The following is a 16,509-nucleotide window of genomic DNA, read 5'->3' on the forward strand; positions in this document are numbered from 1 at the left end:
CGCCCATGCCCGAGACCGCTCCGCCGGCCCCGTCCGCCGTCCGCCGTCGCTGCTTCGCCGTACTGCTGGCCTGCGCCCTGCTCGGTCCGCCGGTGCTCGCGGGGCCGGCCGGGGCCGCGGACGGCGTCGGGAGGATCACGCGCTTCACGCCGCCCACGGCGGGCAGCGCCCCCATCGGGATCGCGGCGGGGCCCGACGGCAACGTGTGGTTCACCGAGAGCGGCACCGGCCGGATCGCGCGGATCACGCCGAAGGGTGTCATCAGGGAATTCCCCCTGGCCGCGGGGTCCTTGCCGGACGACATCACCGCCGGGGCGGACGGCCGGCTGTGGTTCAGCGAGCCCGGACGCGACCGGATCGGCCGGATCGGCACGGGCGGGGAGATCGCGCGGTTCCCGCTGCCGCGGGCGGGCGCCTTCCCGACCGGCATCACCGGGGGGCCCGACGGGAACGTGTGGTTCGCCGAGTTCGACGGTGGGCGGGTCGGGCGGATCACCCCGTCCGGGAAGGTCACCGAGTTCCCGCTGCCCGGCACCGAAAGCGCCCCGTACCGGATCACCGGCGGCCCGGACGGGAACCTGTGGTTCACCGAACCCGGCACCAGCCGGATCGGGAAGATCACTCCGTCCGGCAAGGTCACCGGGTACCCGCTGCCGAGGGCGGGGAGCACCCCCTTCAACATCGCCGCGGGCCCGGACGGGAACCTCTGGTTCACCGACCCGGCCTCCAACGCGATCGGGCGGATCACCACGCAGGGCAAGGCCAGGCTGTTCCCGCTGCCCGCCGGCGACAGCCGCCCGGTCGGCATCGCGGCGGGCCCCGACGGCAACCTCTGGTTCGGGGAGTCCGGCAACGGCCGGATCGGGCGGATCACGACGGGCGGCAGGATCACCGAGTTCGCCCTGCCCCCGTCGAAGCCGGACGGCAAGCCCTTCCACCTGGCCGCGGGGCCGGACGGGCACCTCTGGTTCACGGAGCTGAGCGGCAACCGGGTCGGGCGCATGGAGGTCGGGGCCCGGGTCGCCGATCTGGCCGTCCGGCTCTCGGCCCCGGGCCGGGCCCGCGCGGGCGACGCGTACGCCTACACGGTGACGGTCACCAACCACGGCCGCTCCGCCGCGGCGGGCACGGTCGTGCGGCTGGCCAAGCCCCGCGGCGCGTACACGGTGTCGGCCAGCCCGAACGCGAAGCGGCCCACGGTCGACGAGCTGACCTGGAACGTGGGGCCGCTCGGAGCGGGGCAGAAGCGGACCTTCCGCGTCACGGTGCGGCCGAAGGGCAAGGGCGCCGTCGAGGCGGCGGCCAGGGTCACGGCCGCCACCTTCGACCCGGTCACCGGGAACAACGCGGTGACCGCGCGCACCGCTGTCTCGGGCCGCTGAGGAGCGGCCTACGCGTGCCGGTACGCGGCCAGCGAGATGCCGACGTAGTGGGCCACGAAGGCCGCCAGCGTCAGGGAGTGGAAGACCTCGTGGAAGCCGAAGACGCGGGGGGAGGGGTTGGGCCGCTTCATCCCGTAGATCACGCCGCCCACGCTGTACAGCAGGCCTCCGACGATCACCAGGACGAGGACGGCGATGCCGCCGGTCCGCATGAAGTCGGGCAGGAAGAACACGGCCGCCCACCCCATCGCGATGTAGCACGGGGTGTACAGCCAGCGCGGGGCGCCGACCCAGAAGACGCGGAAGGCGATGCCGGCCGCGGCCGCGATCCACACCGCCCACAGCAGGGGCCGGCCGGTGGAGTCGGGCAGCAGCAGGACCGCGAGCGGGGTGTAGGTGCCCGCGATGATCAGGAAGATGTTCGCGTGGTCGAGCCGCCGTAGGACGGCCTCGCCGCGCGGTCCCCACGTACCGCGGTGGTAGACGGCGCTGACGCCGAAGAGCAGGCAGGCGGTGAGGACGTACACCCCGCAGGCGACGCGGGCCTTCGTCGAGTCGGTGAAGGCCATCAGCACCAGGCCGGCGATCACCACGGCGGGGAACATCCCGGTGTGCAGCCAGCCGCGCATCAGCGGCTTGGCCTCCGGACCTGCCGGGACGAGCGGCGCGACCGGTACGGCGCTCGGCACGGCGGCGGCGTCTGAAGTCATGGTCCACATGCTACCTACGGGTCCGTAGGTATCGCTCAGTCCTCTTTACGGAAGATTGACGGACGTGGCGATGCTCACGTGAGAGGCCCCCTGGACATATGCGCACATCCACCGGATGATCAGATGAGTGCGGTCGGCACCGGATGAGCGGAGCGCGAAGCGTCCGGGTCGCAGCCCCCACGGGGCATACACCAAACAAACCCCTCAACAAGGAGCAATCGTGGCGCGCGACAACGCGGCTCCCACTTCCGTCCCGACGACCCACCGGGAGCTGGTTTCCTGGGTGGAGGAGATCGCAGCCCTGACCCAGCCGGACCGCATCGTCTGGTGCGACGGCTCCGAGGCCGAGTACGAGCGCCTGTGCGAGGAGCTCGTCGCCAAGGGCACGTTCAAGAAGCTCGACGAGACCAAGCGCCCGAACTCTTACTACGCCGCCTCCGACCCCTCCGACGTCGCGCGCGTCGAGGACCGCACCTTCATCTGCTCCGAGAAGGAGGAGGACGCGGGCCCGACCAACCACTGGAAGGCTCCTTCTGAAATGAAGGAGATCTTCGCGGGGGAGAAGGGCATCTTCCGCGGTTCCATGAAGGGCCGGACGATGTACGTCGTCCCGTTCTGCATGGGCCCCCTCGGCTCCGACCTCTCCGCGATCGGCGTCGAGATCACCGACTCCGCCTACGTCGCGGTCGCCATGCGCACCATGACCCGCATGGGCAAGGCCGTCCTCGACGAGCTCGGCTCCGACGGCTTCTTCGTCAAGGCCGTCCACACCCTCGGCGCTCCGCTCGCCGAGGGCCAGGACGACGTGCCGTGGCCCTGCAACACCACCAAGTACATCTCGCACTTCCCCGAGACCCGCGAGATCTGGTCCTTCGGCTCCGGCTACGGCGGCAACGCCCTGCTCGGCAAGAAGTGCTACGCGCTGCGCATCGCCTCCGTCATGGCGCGCGACGAGGGCTGGCTCGCCGAGCACATGCTCATCCTGAAGCTGACCCCGCCGGCGGGCGAAGGCGAAGCCGAGGCCCCCAAGTACATTGCCGCCGCGTTCCCGTCCGCCTGCGGCAAGACCAACCTGGCCATGCTGGAGCCCACGATCCCCGGCTGGACGGTCGAGACCATCGGCGACGACATCGCCTGGATGCGCTTCGGCGAGGACGGCCGCCTCTACGCGATCAACCCCGAGGCCGGCTTCTTCGGCGTCGCGCCCGGCACCGGCGCGCACACCAACGCCAACGCCATGAAGACGATGTACGCCAACACCGTCTTCACCAACGTCGCGCTCACCCCCGACGGCGGCGACGTCTGGTGGGAGGGCATGACCGAAGAGGCGCCCGCGCACCTCATCGACTGGAAGGGCAACGACTGGACCCCGGAGTCCGGCACCCCGGCCGCCCACCCCAACGCCCGCTTCGCCGTCCCGGCCGCCCAGTGCCCGACGATCGCCCCCGAGTGGGAGGACCCCAAGGGCGTCCCGGTCTCCGCGATCCTCTTCGGCGGCCGCCGCGCCTCCGCCGTCCCGCTGGTCACCGAGTCCTTCGACTGGAACCACGGCGTCTTCATCGGCTCGAACATCGCGTCCGAGAAGACCGCCGCCGCCGAGGGCAAGGTCGGCGAGCTGCGCCGCGACCCGTTCGCGATGCTGCCGTTCTGCGGCTACAACATGGGTGACTACATGGCCCACTGGGTCAAGGTCGCCGCCGACAAGGACCAGACCAAGCTCCCGAAGATCTACTACGTGAACTGGTTCCGCAAGAACGACGCGGGCAAGTTCGTGTGGCCGGGCTTCGGCGAGAACAGCCGCGTCCTGAAGTGGATCGTCGGCCGCCTCGACGGCACCGCCGAGGGCGTCGAGACCCCGATCGGCGTCCTGCCGACCAAGGCCTCGCTCGACCTCGACGGCCTCGACATCGCCGACGAGGACCTCGACTTCCTCCTCACGGTCGACAAGGAGGTCTGGCGCGAGGAGGCCGCCCTGGTCCCCGAGCACCTGAACACCTACGGCGACCACACCCCCAAGGAGCTGTGGGAGCAGTACCACGCGCTCGTCGAGCGCCTGGGCTAGTCCCCGGCACCACCCCGAGAACCGAGGCCGGCTGTCCCCCGGCCGAGGGCTGACGCGGGAATCCCCGACCAAGGGCTCCTTGCGGCCTTCCGAACAGGCCGCGTGCGTCTGCTGATGGCGGGCCTCCACCCAGTGGAGGCCCGCCGTCATGTTTTCGGCGTGCCGGCGCCCCGGTCCGGGGCGCGCAGCGCCACGGCGGTGATCACCAGCCCGTCCTCGACGAGCCAGCGCCCGTGGAAGACGGAGAGGCGGACGCCGTCGACGACCGGTCCCCGGCCCAGCACCCGGGCCTTGAAGGTGCCCTGCCACGGGTTCACGGCGACGGCGGCCTCGTCGAAGTCCAGGATGACCCCGGTGAGCGGGTACCAGGCCTTGTACACGCTCTCCTTGGCGGCGAAGAGCAGCCGGTCCCAGTGGATGCCCGACTCGCAGGTGCCCAGCCGGGCCAGCTGGCCGCGCTCCTCCGGGATGGTCACCCGCTCCCGGACCATGGTGTGGCGCAGCGGTTCGTTGGGTTCGACGTCGACCCCGATGCCCGCCACGTCGGCCGAGCGGGCCACGGCGGCGCACCGGTACCCCTTGCTGTGGGCCATGCTCCCGACGACGCCGGCCGGCCACAGCGGGGCGCCGTGGGCGTCGCGCAGCACCGGTACGGGTGCCACGCCGAGGTCGGCCATGGCCTCCCGGGCGCAGGCCCGGGAGGTGCTGAACTCCCGGCGCCGGCCGGGCGAGGCGCCGGCGATCAGCTCTTCCTCGGAGGCGAACAGGGGGGTGGGCAGGACGGGATCGGTGAACGCCTCGGAGGTGGCGACCGCCGGGGGCAGCAAGGAGCCGATGAGCGTGCCCTGACGGGATCCGTCGCCGATGACCGGCCTCGGTATCTCTCCCTCCTGATGTCGTACGCGGCTCTTCACAGGTTCGCGCGCCAGGCGGGCAGGTTCCGGCCCGACCAGGACCCGGCCGAGCCGGGTCCCGATCCGTCGCGGGACCAGGGCGCGGGCGCCGTGGTGGCGCCGGGGTCGGCGTCCGCGTCCGCGCGCGCGGCGCCCAGGGCCAGCAGGACCGCGGTCAGCGCCGCCACCTCGACGGGATCCGGAGCCCCCCGCGTGATCCGGATCTGCGGTTCGGCGGCGCTCACTGGGGCTGGTTCCCGTGCTTGCGGCTGGGCAGGGTGACCTGCTTGCCGCGCAGCATCGCGAGGGCGCCGATCAGCCGGGACCGGGTCTCCGCCGGGTCGATGACGTCGTCGACCAGGCCGCGTTCGGCGGCGTAGTAGGGGTGCATCAGCTCGGTCTTGTACTCCTTGACCAGGCGGGTGCGGGCCTCGTCCGGGTCGTCGGCCTCGGCGATCTGGCGCCGGAAGACCACGTTGGCCGCGCCCTCGGCGCCCATCACGGCGATCTCGTTGCTGGGCCAGGCCAGGGACACGTCGGTGCCGATGGAGCGTGAGTCCATGACGATGTAGGCGCCGCCGTACGCCTTGCGCAGGATCAGCTGGATGCGGGGCACGGTGGCGTTGCAGTACGCGTACAGCAGCTTGGCGCCGTGCCGGATGATGCCGTTGTGCTCCTGGTCCACGCCGGGCAGGAAGCCGGGCACGTCGACCAGCGTCACGAGCGGGATGTTGAAGGCGTCGCAGGTCTGGACGAAGCGGGCCGCCTTCTCGGAGGCGTGGATGTCGAGGACGCCCGCCGTGACGGACGGCTGGTTGGCGACGATGCCGACGACGTGGCCGTCCAGCCGGGCCAGGGCGCAGATGATGTTGGTGCCCCACAGCTCGTGGACCTCGAAGTACTCGCCGTTGTCGACGACTTCCTCGATGACCTTGCGCATGTCGTAGGAGCGGTTGGGGTCGCCCGGCACCAGGTCCAGCAGGGCTTCGGTGCGGCGGTCCGCGGGGTCGTCGGTCTCGGCGGCGGGCGGCAGCTCGCGGTTGTTGGAGGGCAGCATGGAGAGCAGGAAGCGGACGTCGTCCAGGCAGCTCTGCTCGTCGTCGTAGGCGAAGGCGGCCACGCCGGAGGTGGCGGCGTGCGCGTCCGCGCCGCCGAGGGCGTCCTGGGTGATGACCTCTCCGGTGACGGCCTGCACGACGTCGGGGCCGGTGATGAACATCTGGGAGATGCCGCGGACCATGAACACGAAGTCGGTCAGCGCGGGTGAGTAGGCGGCGCCGCCCGCGCAGGGGCCCAGGATCACGCTGATCTGGGGGATGACACCGGAGTTGCGGACGTTGCGCTGGAAGATGCCGCCGTAGCCGGCGAGCGCGGTGACGCCTTCCTGGATGCGGGCGCCCGCGCCGTCGCAGAGACCCACGACGGGGGCCCCGGCGGCTTCGGCCAGGTCCATGACCTTGTGGATCTTCTCGGCGTGCGCCTCGCCGAGCGCGCCGCCGAAGATGCGGAAGTCGTGGGCGTAGGCGAAGACGGTGCGGCCGTGGACCAGGCCCCAGCCGATCACCACCCCGTCGGTGTGCGGCCTGCGGTTCTCCAGGCCGAAACCGGTCGCCCGGTGCCGGCGCAGACCCTCCAGTTCGGTGAAGGTCCCTTCGTCGAAGAGGTGCTCGATGCGCTCGCGGGCGGTCAGCTTGCCCTTCGCGTGCTGTGCCTCGGTGGCCGCCTCGCTGGGACCCCGGACCACGGAGTCACGCAGCTCGGAGAGTTCGGCGGTGTAAGACCGCAGGTGAGACTGCGTCCACGTCGGACGGTCCTCGGTGATGCTCACGTGGTGTGCCCTTTCTCGGATCGGATGGCAAGGGGGGCGTTCCACGCTGCCCGGCGGTGTTCAAGGCGGCATCAAAGCTCTGTTGAAGTACGACCTCATGCGTTCGACAAAGAAGTTTTAAGTCGATCTCTACGGGCGGTCCCGACGATGTGAAGACATCGAGGACATCCGAGACCACTCAAGGAGACGACAGTGAGAACGAGTTGGAAGAAGCGGCTGATGCTCGGCGCGGTGGCGGTGGCCATGGCCGCGGCGGTGACACCGGCGACCGGAGCGGTGGCGGCCGAGCAGGTCGAAGAGACCCCGATGCTCAAGAAGACCGTCTTCAGCGACACCTTCCAGAACGGCTTCGACACCTCGACGGCGGGCAACTGGCAGCTGTTCCAGAACGGCGGGCTCACGGCCGACGACGGCATCGCGACCACCTCGACCCGCGGTCTGAACGTGGTGCCGTCCGGCAAGGACCCGGTCACGGGCCAGCCGGCGTTCTCCTGGACCACGGGGCAGCAGGCGGCCGGCGGCGGCGGCGACAAGGACCACATGAAGTGGCTGGCCTACCCGCGCCACAACGGCACCACCGGCTACCCGGGTTACGACGTCCCGCCGAACGGGCAGCTGACCTGCGAGTCCTCGCTGTCCGTCCAGACGCGCAACATGGAGCGGCACCCGTTCGGCACCGCGGTCAGCGACCCGCAGGGCGACGTCCGCCTCGGTTCGGCGGGCCTGGTCACGGCGGACCTCCAGACCGGCATGGTCATGGACTTCCACGTCACCAACAACACCGTCTACGCCTTCTACGAGCGCCTGCGGTACCCGGGCACCACCTACGCGGCGTTCACCTACGCGGTGCCGGTCGCCCGCATCACCCCGGGCACCCAGGTCAACACCCAGGTCGTCCTGGAGAACGGCGGCACCCGGGCCCGCTGGAAGCTCAACGGCCTCACCGTGCTCACCGTGAACAAGCTGGGCACCCTGGAGCTCGACCGCAAGTACCTCCAGACGGACCACGGCGGCACCCAGGAGGTCGTCGCCCCGAAGCAGGCGACCTGCGGGCTGGGCGTGTTCTCGATGCTCGACGGTGCCGGCGCGGACGGCCGCGGCCTGGTTCGCCTGGACTCGACGGACGGCTTCTACTACAACACCCGGCTGGGCGCGCCCACCGGCCAGACGTTCCTCGACGAGACCAGCCGGACCGGCAGCCGGATCTGGGGCCAGGGCGTCGACCTGCGCGCCGCCAACCTCAAGGTCACCACGGGTGAGCGCCTGTAATGCCTCTAAGGAGGCATGGCCACTGACCATTGGAAGTCTGGGCGCGGCCGTGCGCCTGCCTTAGGTTCGAAGGGCAGTGCCGATCACGACCAGCCCGCCCGATCGCATCCCTGTCGTCGAAGCCCGCATCGGGCGGGTGGTCCGTCGGCCATGAGGCGCCGGCCCGGCATCCCGGAACGGTCGATGGAGACCGCGTCACCGAGCCGGGCCACAAGGTACCGAAGGAACTCCACTGATGAACTCGAACAGCTCCGCCGACCTGGTGATGTTCCCCGGACAGGGGTCTCAGCGGGCCGGCATGGCCACTCACCTGCTGGAGCGGTATTCCGCCGCCCGACGGGTGTTCGACGAGGCGGACGCCGTGCTCGGCATGCCGCTCTCCGAAATCTGCACCACCGGAACGGCGGAGGAACTCGCCGCCACCGACATCACCCAGCCCGCGATCCTCGCGACGAGCCTGGCCACCTGGCAGGTCCTGCGCGAGGCGGGCTGCGCGCCCGGCGCGGTGGCCGGTCACAGCCTGGGCGAGTACGCGGCCCTGGTCGCGGCCGAGGTCCTGTCGCCGGAGTCGGCGCTCCGTCTCGTCCAGGTACGCGGTCGGCTCATGGCGGAGGTGGGCCGAAAGCAGCCGGGCGCGATGGCAGCGGTTCTGGGACTGTCCGCCGAGCAGGTCGTCCGGATCTGCGAACAGGCCCGTGCGACGGGGCTGGTCGAGGTCGCCAACTTCAACGAGCCGACGCAGACCGTCCTGTCCGGCGAGGCCGCCGCCGTCGAGGCGGCGGGCCGCGCGGCGCTCCTGGAGGGAGCGGAGAAGGTCGTGGCGCTGAAGGTCGGCGCGCCCTTCCACTGCTCCCTGATGAGCGCCATCGAGGAGGAGTTCGCCGGCGAACTGGCCCGCCACTCCTTCGCGGACCCGGTACTGCCCGTCATCAGCTCGGTGACGGGTGACCACGTAAGCGGCGGCGAGCAGGCGCGGGAGCTGCTCCGCCGTCAGCTCAGCGGACCAGTCCGCTGGGTGGACGTGGTCAGGCGGGCCGGCGGGCTCCCCACCGAGACCTACATCGAAGTGGGTCCGGGCCGGGTGCTCAACGGACTGGTCCGCCGTACGGACCCGGACGCGCGGGTGGCGAGCACCGGCGACGAGAAGCGCCTCGGCGCGATCGTCGGCTCGCTCTCGGCCACCGCGCCGGTCCCGGTCTGACCCACACCCCACACACAACAACCCATCAGGAAACAGGTGATTCACGCATGACGAACAACGCCAGCCTCGACGCCGTCGTCCAGAACTCCATCGCCGAGGCGCTCGGCCTGGACATCGAGGAGGTCGTGCCCGACGCGACCCTCCTCGGCGACCTGGACGCCGAGTCGATCGACCTCCTGGACATCCTCTTCCGCATCGAGCGCGCCTCCGGGGTGAAGGTGAAGATGGCCGACCTCACCGAGGTCATCCAGGGCGGCATCTCGGACGAGGACTTCGCCGACGAGGACGACGTCATCACCGCGGTCGGCCTCGCGCAGCTGAAGAAGGTGCTCCCGCAGATCGACACGGACGCCCTCGCCGGCAAGCTCGTCGCGGACGAGGTGCTCACCCTGTTCACCGTCCAGAACCTTACGGACATGGTCGCGGAACGTGCCGACAGCACCCTGGCCGCGGCCTGACGACGCGGTGGAGCGGTCGTCGGCCGACCGCCCCGTCCCACCTCGGATGCGCATCGGCACGGATGTGATCGCGATCGAGCGGATCGACGAACTCGTCGCTTCGGACACCGGCTTCGAGGAGCAGGTCTTCACCGCTCGGGAACGGTCCTACTGCCGCCGAAGACGCCGCCCCGGTGATCATCTGGCCGCCCGTTTCGCCGCCAAGGAAGCCGTGCTCAAAGCACTGGGCACCGGCATGGCGGCGGGCATGGAGTGGACCGACATAGAGGTCGTCAACGACCGTGCCGGCCGTCCGGCGGTCAGGTTGTACGGCGAGGTGGCCGCAGAGGCCGAGCGGCTGGGGATGCAGCAGCTCGACATTTCTATGACTCACAGCGCTGGGCTGGCGATAGCCCAGGCGCTCCTGGTGTGGAACCAATAAGGAGGAAAAGACTCATGACGCTCGAAGGCCGCGTCGCTCTGGTCACCGGCAGCTCACGCGGCATCGGGCGGGCCATCGCGCTCCGCCTCGCCGCCGACGGTGCTGCCGTCGCCGTCAACTACCGCTCGCGCAAGGACGAGGCGGAGCGTGTCGTCGAGGAGATCACCTCGGCGGGAGGCCGGGCGATCGCCCTGCAGGCCGACGTGTCGGACCCCGAGGCCGCCCAGCGGCTGGTGCGGGAGACCATCGACGGCCTGGGCGGCCTGCACGTCCTGGTGAACAACGCCGGGGTGGCGCAGGACGGCCTCATCTACGACCAGGCCCCCGCGGACTGGTGGGAGGTGCTCAAGGTCAACGTCGGCGGTGTCTACAACTGCACCCACGCCGTGGCCGGGCACTTCATGTCCCAGCGGGAGGGCAACGTCGTCAACATCTCCTCCGTCATGGGGGAGGGCGGGTGGGTGGGGCAGTCCAACTACTCCGCCTCCAAGGGGGCCGTCAACTCCTTCACCCGCGCCGCCGCCATCGAGCTGGCGCGCTTCGAGATCCGCGTCAACGCGGTCCTCGCGGGATACACGGCCACCGACCTGATCGGCGGACTGCTGGAGAAGGACGGCGGCAAGAACATCAAGCGCCAGCTGCCCTTCCGCGAGTTCGCCACGCCCGAGCAGGTGGCCGGCGTCGTCTCCTTCCTCGCCGGCGAGGACTCCTCGTACGTCACCGGGGAACTGCTGCGGGTCGACGGCGGCTGGGCGGGCCAGCTCGGCCTGGGCCGCGCCAAGTAGGGGCCGGGACGTGCGATTCCACCTGATCGACCGTATCGACGCGTGGGAGTCCGGGGTACGTCTGCGGGGGCGCAAGGTCACCTCCGCCGACGAGTCCTACTGGAGCCCCACCCCGAACGGGCCCGTGATGCCCGCCCCGCTGGTCCTGGAGGCGCTGGCCCAGGCGGGCACCTGGCTCCTGCTGTTGAGCACCGGCTACAAGAGGCGTGCCGCTCTGGCGAGCGCCGCCGGCGTGCGCTGGCACGCCGAGGTGCTCCCCGGCGACGTACTCGACCTTGATGTCCGATTCGTCTCGTTCGACGAGACGGCCGTGACCCTGGACGGCACCGTCCGCGTCGGCGACCGGACGGTGCTGGAGGTCAGCGGCCTGATGTGTGCCGCCCTCGGCAGCGACCAGCTCGAAGACCCGGAGGACACCGAGCGAATGGGCCGGCATCTGCTGCGCACGGAGGTGCTGCGATGAAGCGTGTAGTGATCACGGGGATCGGGGCGGTGACCCCACTGGGGAACGACGCCCCGACCACCTGGGAGGGACTGGCCACCGGCCGCAGCGGCGTCGGTGAGCTGACCACCATCGAGACGGACGGGTTCCCCGTACGGATCGCCGGCCAGGTCAAGGACTTCCGGCTGAAGGACCTGGTACCGCGCGAGGTGGGCCTGCGCCACCTGTCCCGGCCCGGACAGTTCGGCCTCGCGGCCGCCCAGGAGGCGCTGCGCGACGCGGGCGTGGACCGCGACACCTACGACAGCGGCGAGATGGGCGTCTCCGTCGGCGCCAGCGTCGGCCGGCCCGGCCTGCAGTGGCTGCTCGACGTCGGCGAGCTGCGAGAGACCACGGGCGAGGAGACGGCGTTCCTGCCGTACACGCCCTCCGAGTCCCTGGAGTTCAGCCAGAACGTGCCCGCCGCGGCCATCGCGCGGCTGTTCGACGCGACGGGTCCGCTCATGGGCGTCAGCACGGCCTGCTCCGGCTCCGGCCACGCCATCGGCGAGGCCTTCCGGGCCATCCAGGAGGGCGACGCCACCCTGATGGTGGCCGGCGGCTTCGACTCGCTGACCTCGTGGATGGACGTGCTCGGCTTCACCCTGCTCGGCGCGCTCACCGACCGGTACAACGACGACCCGCAGTCCGCCAGCCGGCCCTTCGACGGCGAGCGGTCCGGCTTCGTCCTCGGCGAGGGCGGGGTGCTGTTCGTCCTGGAGGAGCTGGAGTCCGCGCTGGCGCGCGGCGCCCGCATCCACGCCGAGATCCTCGGCTACGGCTCCAGCCTCAACGCCTGGCGCATCACCGACTCGCCGCCGGACGGGTCCGGCGCGATCGAGTCGATGGCCGGCGCCATCGCCGACTCCGGAGTCGGCACCGGGGGCATCGACTACGTCGTCGCCCACGGCACCAGCACCCACGGCAACGACCAGTCCGAGACCGTCGCGATCAAGAAGGTGTTCGGCGACGACGCCCACCGCCTCGTGATCAGCTCGCCGAAGTCGATGGCCGGACACCTGACCTCGGCCGGCGCCGCCCTCAACGTGCTCGCCGCGATCGGGGCGATCAACACCTCGCTGGTGCCGCCGACCATCAACCTCACCTCGCCGGACCGCAAGCTCGACCTGGACTACGTACCGAACACGGCCCGCGAGCAGTCCGTCTCGCACGCCCTGATCAACGCCTTCGCGTTCGGCGGCACCAACATCAGCCTCGTCGTCGGCGGTTACGAGCGATGAGCGTGACAGCGGACCACCGGGCCACCGGGCACCCCGTGCACGGCGCCCTGCTCGACCCCGAGGTCCTCCCGGGCGAGCAGGCCCGGGCCGTGCGCAACGTCCCCAACACCCTCGACCTCTTCGCCACCCACTTCCCGCGCTTCCCCATCCTGCCCGGCGTGCTGCTCGTCGCGAGCGCCGCCGACGTGGCCGCCCTGGCCGCGCCGGCGGCCGAGCACGGCTGGCGCCTCGGGGAGGCGACCCGGGTGCGCTGGCGGCGGCCGGTCCGGCCGGGCGACCAGGTGGCCATCCTCGCGGAGCTCACCGGCCGCGACGGCGACGACACCCTCCACTTCAAGATCGCCGCGACGGTGGACGGCCAGCCCGTGGCCACCGTCCGGCAGTTGACCCTCGTACGCCGGCTCCCCGCCCCGGCCACAGTCGGCGAATCCCCCAAGGAGCAGCGATGAGCGGCATCGGACGCCAGGTAGTGATCAGCGGCATCGGCCTGCTGACCGCGCTCGGCGAAGGCGGTGAGGCCAACTGGAAGGCCATCGTCGACGGCCGGAGCGGCGTCAGGCAGATCCAGGCCTACGACACCTCCCGGCTCCAGACCACGCTGGGCGCGGAGATCGACGGGTTCGACCCCAGCCGCTTCGCCACCCGGCGCCAGCTGAACACCATGAACCGGGGCGACCAGCTCGGTCTCGCGGCGGCCTCCCTGGCCCTGGCGGACGCCGGCATCGACACCGGCACCGAACTGGGCCTGCGCACCGGCCTGTTCCTCGGCGGCAACAAGTCGATGGGCCGGATGGACCAGCTGATCAAGGGGCTGCGGACGGTCCGCCGCCCGGACGGCACGGCCGACATGAAGGCGCTCGGCGAGAAGGCCGACACCATCATGCCGCCGCTCTTCTTCGTCGAGGGGCTCCAGCCGGGCGCGGTCTTCCACATCTCGCAGACCTTCGGAATCCGCGGCGCCAACGCCTTCTTCGCGGGGACCGCCGACGCCGGCGCCACCGCCATCGCGAGGGCCGTGCGGGCCATCCAGCGCGGCGACGCCGACCGGATCATCGCCGGCGGGTACGAGGACGCCACCAGCTGGTGGTCGATGACGCACATGGACCGCATGGGCGTCCTCACCACCCGCAACGACCTGGGCGAGACCGCCTTCCGCCCGTACGACCAGACCCGCAGCGGAGCCGTGCTCGGCGAGGGCGGCGCGCTGCTGGTCCTGGAGGAGAAGGAGGCCGCGCTCGCCCGCGGCGCCCGGATCTACGCCGAGCTGCGGGGCGTGGGCAACGGCCACGACGGACGCACGCCGCCCGCCACCGACCCCGAGGGCCGCGGTCTGGTCCGGGCCGTGCGGCGGGCCCTGGACGACGCCCGCCTCAACCCGGCCGACCTGGGCTACATCGCCTCCCACGGAGCCGCCACCAAGATCGGCGACCGCAGTGAGACCGCCGCCCTGCGCACCGCGCTCGGCGACGCCTCCCGGTCCGTCCCGATCAGCAGCATCAAGCCGCAGACCGGCCACCTCGTCGGCGGCGCCGGCGCGCTCAACGTCGCGGTGTCGGCGCTCGCCCTGCACTACGGCGCGGTGCCGGCCACCGCCAACCTCGAAACCCCGGACGCGGCCTGCGACATGGACCTCGTCCGCGGCGAGGCCCGCGACACCCGGCCCGACACGGCCCTCGCCCTGGCCCGCGGCCTCGAAGGCCAGGCCGTCGCGCTGGCCCTGGGACGGGCGGCCTAGCCCGTGCCGGGTCCCCACCCCTCCGGAACACCGGAGGGCCGTTCCATCCCGTTCGTCCAGTCCGTCCGAGGAGACGGGAAACCCAGGTCAGGAGGAGTCAGACACATGGAGAACATGCCTTCCGGCGTTGCGCGGGTGGTGGTATCCGGCGTGGGCGCGATCACCTCCCAAGGGGGCACCGCCGAAGAGTTCTGGGAAGGTGTCCGCACGGGACGGGTCGCGATCCGACCGGTGCGCGGCCTGCCGATGGACGGCTACCAGACCGGCATCGGAGGCGAGGTCACCGAGACCCGGCGGCCCGCCTACGCGTACACCTCGGACGACGGGGTCCGCGAGCCCTCGGTCGACTTCGCGCTGGTCGCGGCAGAGGAGGCGCTGGGCGCCTCGGGCCTCACCCCGGGCGTCGAGATCCCCGCGGAGCGCTGGGGCGTCGCCTACGGCACCTGCAACGGCGGCTGGCGCAGTGCCGAACACGCACTGCGCGCCCGCGCCGCCGACGAGGAGCCCGACTGGCAGCGGTACGCCCTCGTACCGCCCCAGGCGGGGGCCGAGGCGCTCGGTGCCGCCTTCGGGATCAAGGGGCCGGTGCTCTCGGTCAACACCGCCTGCGCCTCCGGTGCCCACGCCATGGCCCACGCCCTGGAGGTGATCCGGGCCGGCCGCGCCGACGCCATGCTCGTCGGCGGCAGCGACGCCTTCACGGAGACCGCGTTCGCCGGTTTCAGCGGCCTGGAGTCGCTGTCCGGCAAGCCCGCGGCACCCTACTCCAAGGACCGCTCCGGGCTGTCGCTCGGCGAGGGCAGCGGCATGTTCGTCCTGCTCTCGGCGGACGCCGCGGCCCGCCTGGGCGCCCCCGTGCTGGCCGAGGTACTCGGCTACGGCCTGTCCGCCGACGGCTACCACCCCACCGCCCCCCACCCCGAGGGCGAGGGCGCGGCCCGTGCGATCCGCGCGGCGCTCGCCTCCGCCGGACTGGCGCCCGAGGACGTGCGCTACGTCAACGGGCACGGCACCGGCACCCCCAAGAACGACTCCGCCGAGAGCGGCGCGGTGCGCCTGGCCCTCGGCGAGGCGGCCGAGAAGACCGCCCTGAGCAGCACGAAGTCCATGGTGGGCCACCTGCTGGGCGCGGCGGGAGCGGTCGAGGGCATAGCGACGGTGCTCGCCCTGCGCGACCAGATCGCCCCGCCCACCGCGGGCTTCACCGAGACCGACCCGCAGTGCGGCCTCGACCCGATCCCCGGCACGGGCCGCCCGATGGACCTGGACGTGGCCCTCTCCAACAACTTCGCCTTCGGCGGGGCCAACGCCACGGTCGCCTACGCCCGCCCCGGACACCTCTTCGAGGGCCCCGCGGACGAGGACCACGACGACGTGGTCGTCACCGGCTTCAGCGCGCTGACCGCGGCGGGCGACGGGGCCGAGGCCCTGTGGCAGGCCTTCGAGGCCGGCACCCGCCCCGGCGCGGACGAGGACGGACTGCGGGTCGCCCGCGCCGTGTTCGACCCGGAGGCGGCCGGCACCCGCAAGGACCGCCGCCGCATGGACCGCATCTCGCAGCTCGCCATCGCCGCCTGCCGGGCGGCCCTGGAGCACGCGGGGGTGACCGGCGACGACGAACGCGCGGCGACGGGCGTGGTCCTCGGCACCGGCATCGGCCCCGTGGAGAGCAACGAGCGGTTCTTCCTCCCGCTGCTCACCGACGGGCCCGCCGCCGGCAACCCGGGGGTCTTCCCCAACACCGTGTACAACGCCGCGGCCGGCCAGGTCGCGATGGCCCTCGGGGTCAAGGGCCCCACCTCCACCCTGACCTCGGGGCACGCCGCGGGCGCCGCCGCCATCGGCGTCGCCTACGACCTGCTGCGCAGCGGGCGGGCCGACCGGATCCTGGTCCCGGCGGTCGACGCCTTCTCGCCCGGCGCGCTCGACGGCTACCGGACCATCCCGCTGTTCGGGTCCCGGTCCGCCGCCGACTACACCCTGACCGAGGGCGGCATCGCCCTCGTGCTGGAACGCGCCGGGGCGGCCCGCGAGCGCGGGGCG

The 16,509-nt window shown here is 71.9% G+C and carries 16 protein-coding genes; 12 read left to right on the plus strand and 4 right to left on the minus strand.

All coding sequences use genetic code 11. The annotated features are described in order from the left end of the window. Window positions 1-5 precede the first annotated feature (5 nt). Entirely contained in the window at window positions 6-1,382 is a 1,377-nt protein-coding gene (locus tag SSNG_RS42270) for a DUF11 domain-containing protein (RefSeq protein ID WP_007266135.1), read from the plus strand. Between the two features lie 8 nt (window positions 1,383-1,390). On the opposite strand, the gene SSNG_RS22210 is transcribed toward SSNG_RS42270, so the two are convergent. Next, window positions 1,391-2,092, minus strand: coding sequence for a hemolysin III family protein (locus tag SSNG_RS22210; RefSeq protein ID WP_042803920.1), 702 nt, complete (start codon window positions 2,090-2,092; stop codon window positions 1,391-1,393). A gap of 220 nt (window positions 2,093-2,312) precedes the next feature. Between SSNG_RS22210 and SSNG_RS22215 the strand changes: the two genes are divergently transcribed. Beyond that, complete coding sequence (locus SSNG_RS22215) at window positions 2,313-4,154, plus strand: phosphoenolpyruvate carboxykinase (GTP) (RefSeq protein ID WP_007266137.1); 1,842 nt, start codon at window positions 2,313-2,315, stop codon at window positions 4,152-4,154. A gap of 146 nt (window positions 4,155-4,300) precedes the next feature. On the opposite strand, the gene SSNG_RS22220 is transcribed toward SSNG_RS22215, so the two are convergent. The 3 genes from SSNG_RS22220 to SSNG_RS22230 form a co-directional block, all read right to left on the minus strand. Beyond that, window positions 4,301-4,981 (minus strand): 4'-phosphopantetheinyl transferase superfamily protein, encoded by a 681-nt coding sequence (locus SSNG_RS22220; protein ID WP_241695099.1) that lies wholly within the window; start codon window positions 4,979-4,981, stop codon window positions 4,301-4,303. 83 nt (window positions 4,982-5,064) lie between these two features. Then, window positions 5,065-5,292 (minus strand): acyl-CoA carboxylase epsilon subunit, encoded by a 228-nt coding sequence (locus SSNG_RS22225; protein WP_007266140.1) that lies wholly within the window; start codon window positions 5,290-5,292, stop codon window positions 5,065-5,067. Continuing rightward, a complete protein-coding gene (locus SSNG_RS22230; protein WP_007266141.1) occupies window positions 5,289-6,875 on the minus strand; it encodes an acyl-CoA carboxylase subunit beta in 1,587 nt (528 codons plus the stop codon). Before SSNG_RS22230 ends, SSNG_RS22225 begins: the two co-directional genes overlap by 4 nt. Before the next feature lie 192 nt (window positions 6,876-7,067). On the opposite strand from SSNG_RS22230, the gene SSNG_RS22235 reads away from it, so the two are divergent. From SSNG_RS22235 to SSNG_RS22280, 10 genes are all read left to right on the plus strand, one after another. After that, complete coding sequence (locus SSNG_RS22235; RefSeq protein WP_129593328.1) at window positions 7,068-8,144, plus strand: DUF6081 family protein; 1,077 nt, start codon at window positions 7,068-7,070, stop codon at window positions 8,142-8,144. Between the two features lie 235 nt (window positions 8,145-8,379). Further along, window positions 8,380-9,345, plus strand: coding sequence for an ACP S-malonyltransferase (gene fabD, locus SSNG_RS22240; RefSeq protein ID WP_007266143.1), 966 nt, complete (start codon window positions 8,380-8,382; stop codon window positions 9,343-9,345). Between the two features lie 47 nt (window positions 9,346-9,392). After that, window positions 9,393-9,803, plus strand: a complete 411-nt coding sequence (locus tag SSNG_RS22245; protein ID WP_007266144.1) for a phosphopantetheine-binding protein — start codon at window positions 9,393-9,395, stop codon at window positions 9,801-9,803. 46 nt (window positions 9,804-9,849) lie between these two features. Beyond that, window positions 9,850-10,224 carry a holo-ACP synthase gene (acpS, locus tag SSNG_RS22250; RefSeq protein ID WP_007266145.1) on the plus strand — a complete coding sequence of 125 codons (375 nt, stop codon included), beginning with the start codon at window positions 9,850-9,852 and terminating at the stop codon, window positions 10,222-10,224. A 14-nt stretch (window positions 10,225-10,238) separates the two neighbouring features. Continuing rightward, window positions 10,239-11,009, plus strand: coding sequence for a 3-oxoacyl-ACP reductase family protein (locus SSNG_RS22255; RefSeq protein WP_007266146.1), 771 nt, complete (start codon window positions 10,239-10,241; stop codon window positions 11,007-11,009). Between the two features lie 10 nt (window positions 11,010-11,019). Further along, complete coding sequence (locus tag SSNG_RS22260; protein WP_007266147.1) at window positions 11,020-11,472, plus strand: 3-hydroxylacyl-ACP dehydratase; 453 nt, start codon at window positions 11,020-11,022, stop codon at window positions 11,470-11,472. Beyond that, on the plus strand, window positions 11,469-12,731 hold the full coding sequence (locus SSNG_RS22265; RefSeq protein ID WP_007266148.1) for a beta-ketoacyl-[acyl-carrier-protein] synthase family protein: 1,263 nt from the start codon (window positions 11,469-11,471) through the stop codon (window positions 12,729-12,731). The genes SSNG_RS22260 and SSNG_RS22265 overlap by 4 nt, the downstream gene beginning before the upstream one ends. Next, window positions 12,728-13,180: a hypothetical protein gene (locus SSNG_RS22270; protein ID WP_007266149.1), complete on the plus strand. Its 453-nt coding sequence runs from the start codon at window positions 12,728-12,730 to the stop codon at window positions 13,178-13,180. Before SSNG_RS22265 ends, SSNG_RS22270 begins: the two co-directional genes overlap by 4 nt. Continuing rightward, window positions 13,177-14,466, plus strand: coding sequence for a beta-ketoacyl-[acyl-carrier-protein] synthase family protein (locus tag SSNG_RS22275; protein ID WP_007266150.1), 1,290 nt, complete (start codon window positions 13,177-13,179; stop codon window positions 14,464-14,466). Before SSNG_RS22270 ends, SSNG_RS22275 begins: the two co-directional genes overlap by 4 nt. Window positions 14,467-14,571: 105 nt before the next feature. Continuing rightward, on the plus strand, window positions 14,572-16,509 hold a 1,938-nt coding region (locus SSNG_RS22280), incomplete at its 3' end, for a beta-ketoacyl-[acyl-carrier-protein] synthase family protein (protein ID WP_007266151.1).

The sequence above is a fragment of the Streptomyces sp. C genome, from assembly GCF_000158895.1.
Classification (GTDB): domain Bacteria; phylum Actinomycetota; class Actinomycetes; order Streptomycetales; family Streptomycetaceae; genus Streptomyces; species Streptomyces racemochromogenes.

Coding starts and splice junctions, on each gene's coding strand:
- SSNG_RS22245 (WP_007266144.1), top strand. CDS start 9,393: ATGACGAACAACGCCAGCCTCGACGCCGTCGTCCAGAACTCCATCGCC.
- fabD (WP_007266143.1), top strand. CDS start 8,380: ATGAACTCGAACAGCTCCGCCGACCTGGTGATGTTCCCCGGACAGGGG.
- SSNG_RS22210 (WP_042803920.1), bottom strand. CDS start 2,092: ATGACTTCAGACGCCGCCGCCGTGCCGAGCGCCGTACCGGTCGCGCCG.
- SSNG_RS22275 (WP_007266150.1), top strand. CDS start 13,177: ATGAGCGGCATCGGACGCCAGGTAGTGATCAGCGGCATCGGCCTGCTG.
- SSNG_RS22255 (WP_007266146.1), top strand. CDS start 10,239: ATGACGCTCGAAGGCCGCGTCGCTCTGGTCACCGGCAGCTCACGCGGC.
- acpS (WP_007266145.1), top strand. CDS start 9,850: ATGCGCATCGGCACGGATGTGATCGCGATCGAGCGGATCGACGAACTC.
- SSNG_RS22270 (WP_007266149.1), top strand. CDS start 12,728: ATGAGCGTGACAGCGGACCACCGGGCCACCGGGCACCCCGTGCACGGC.
- SSNG_RS22265 (WP_007266148.1), top strand. CDS start 11,469: ATGAAGCGTGTAGTGATCACGGGGATCGGGGCGGTGACCCCACTGGGG.
- SSNG_RS42270 (WP_007266135.1), top strand. CDS start 6: ATGCCCGAGACCGCTCCGCCGGCCCCGTCCGCCGTCCGCCGTCGCTGC.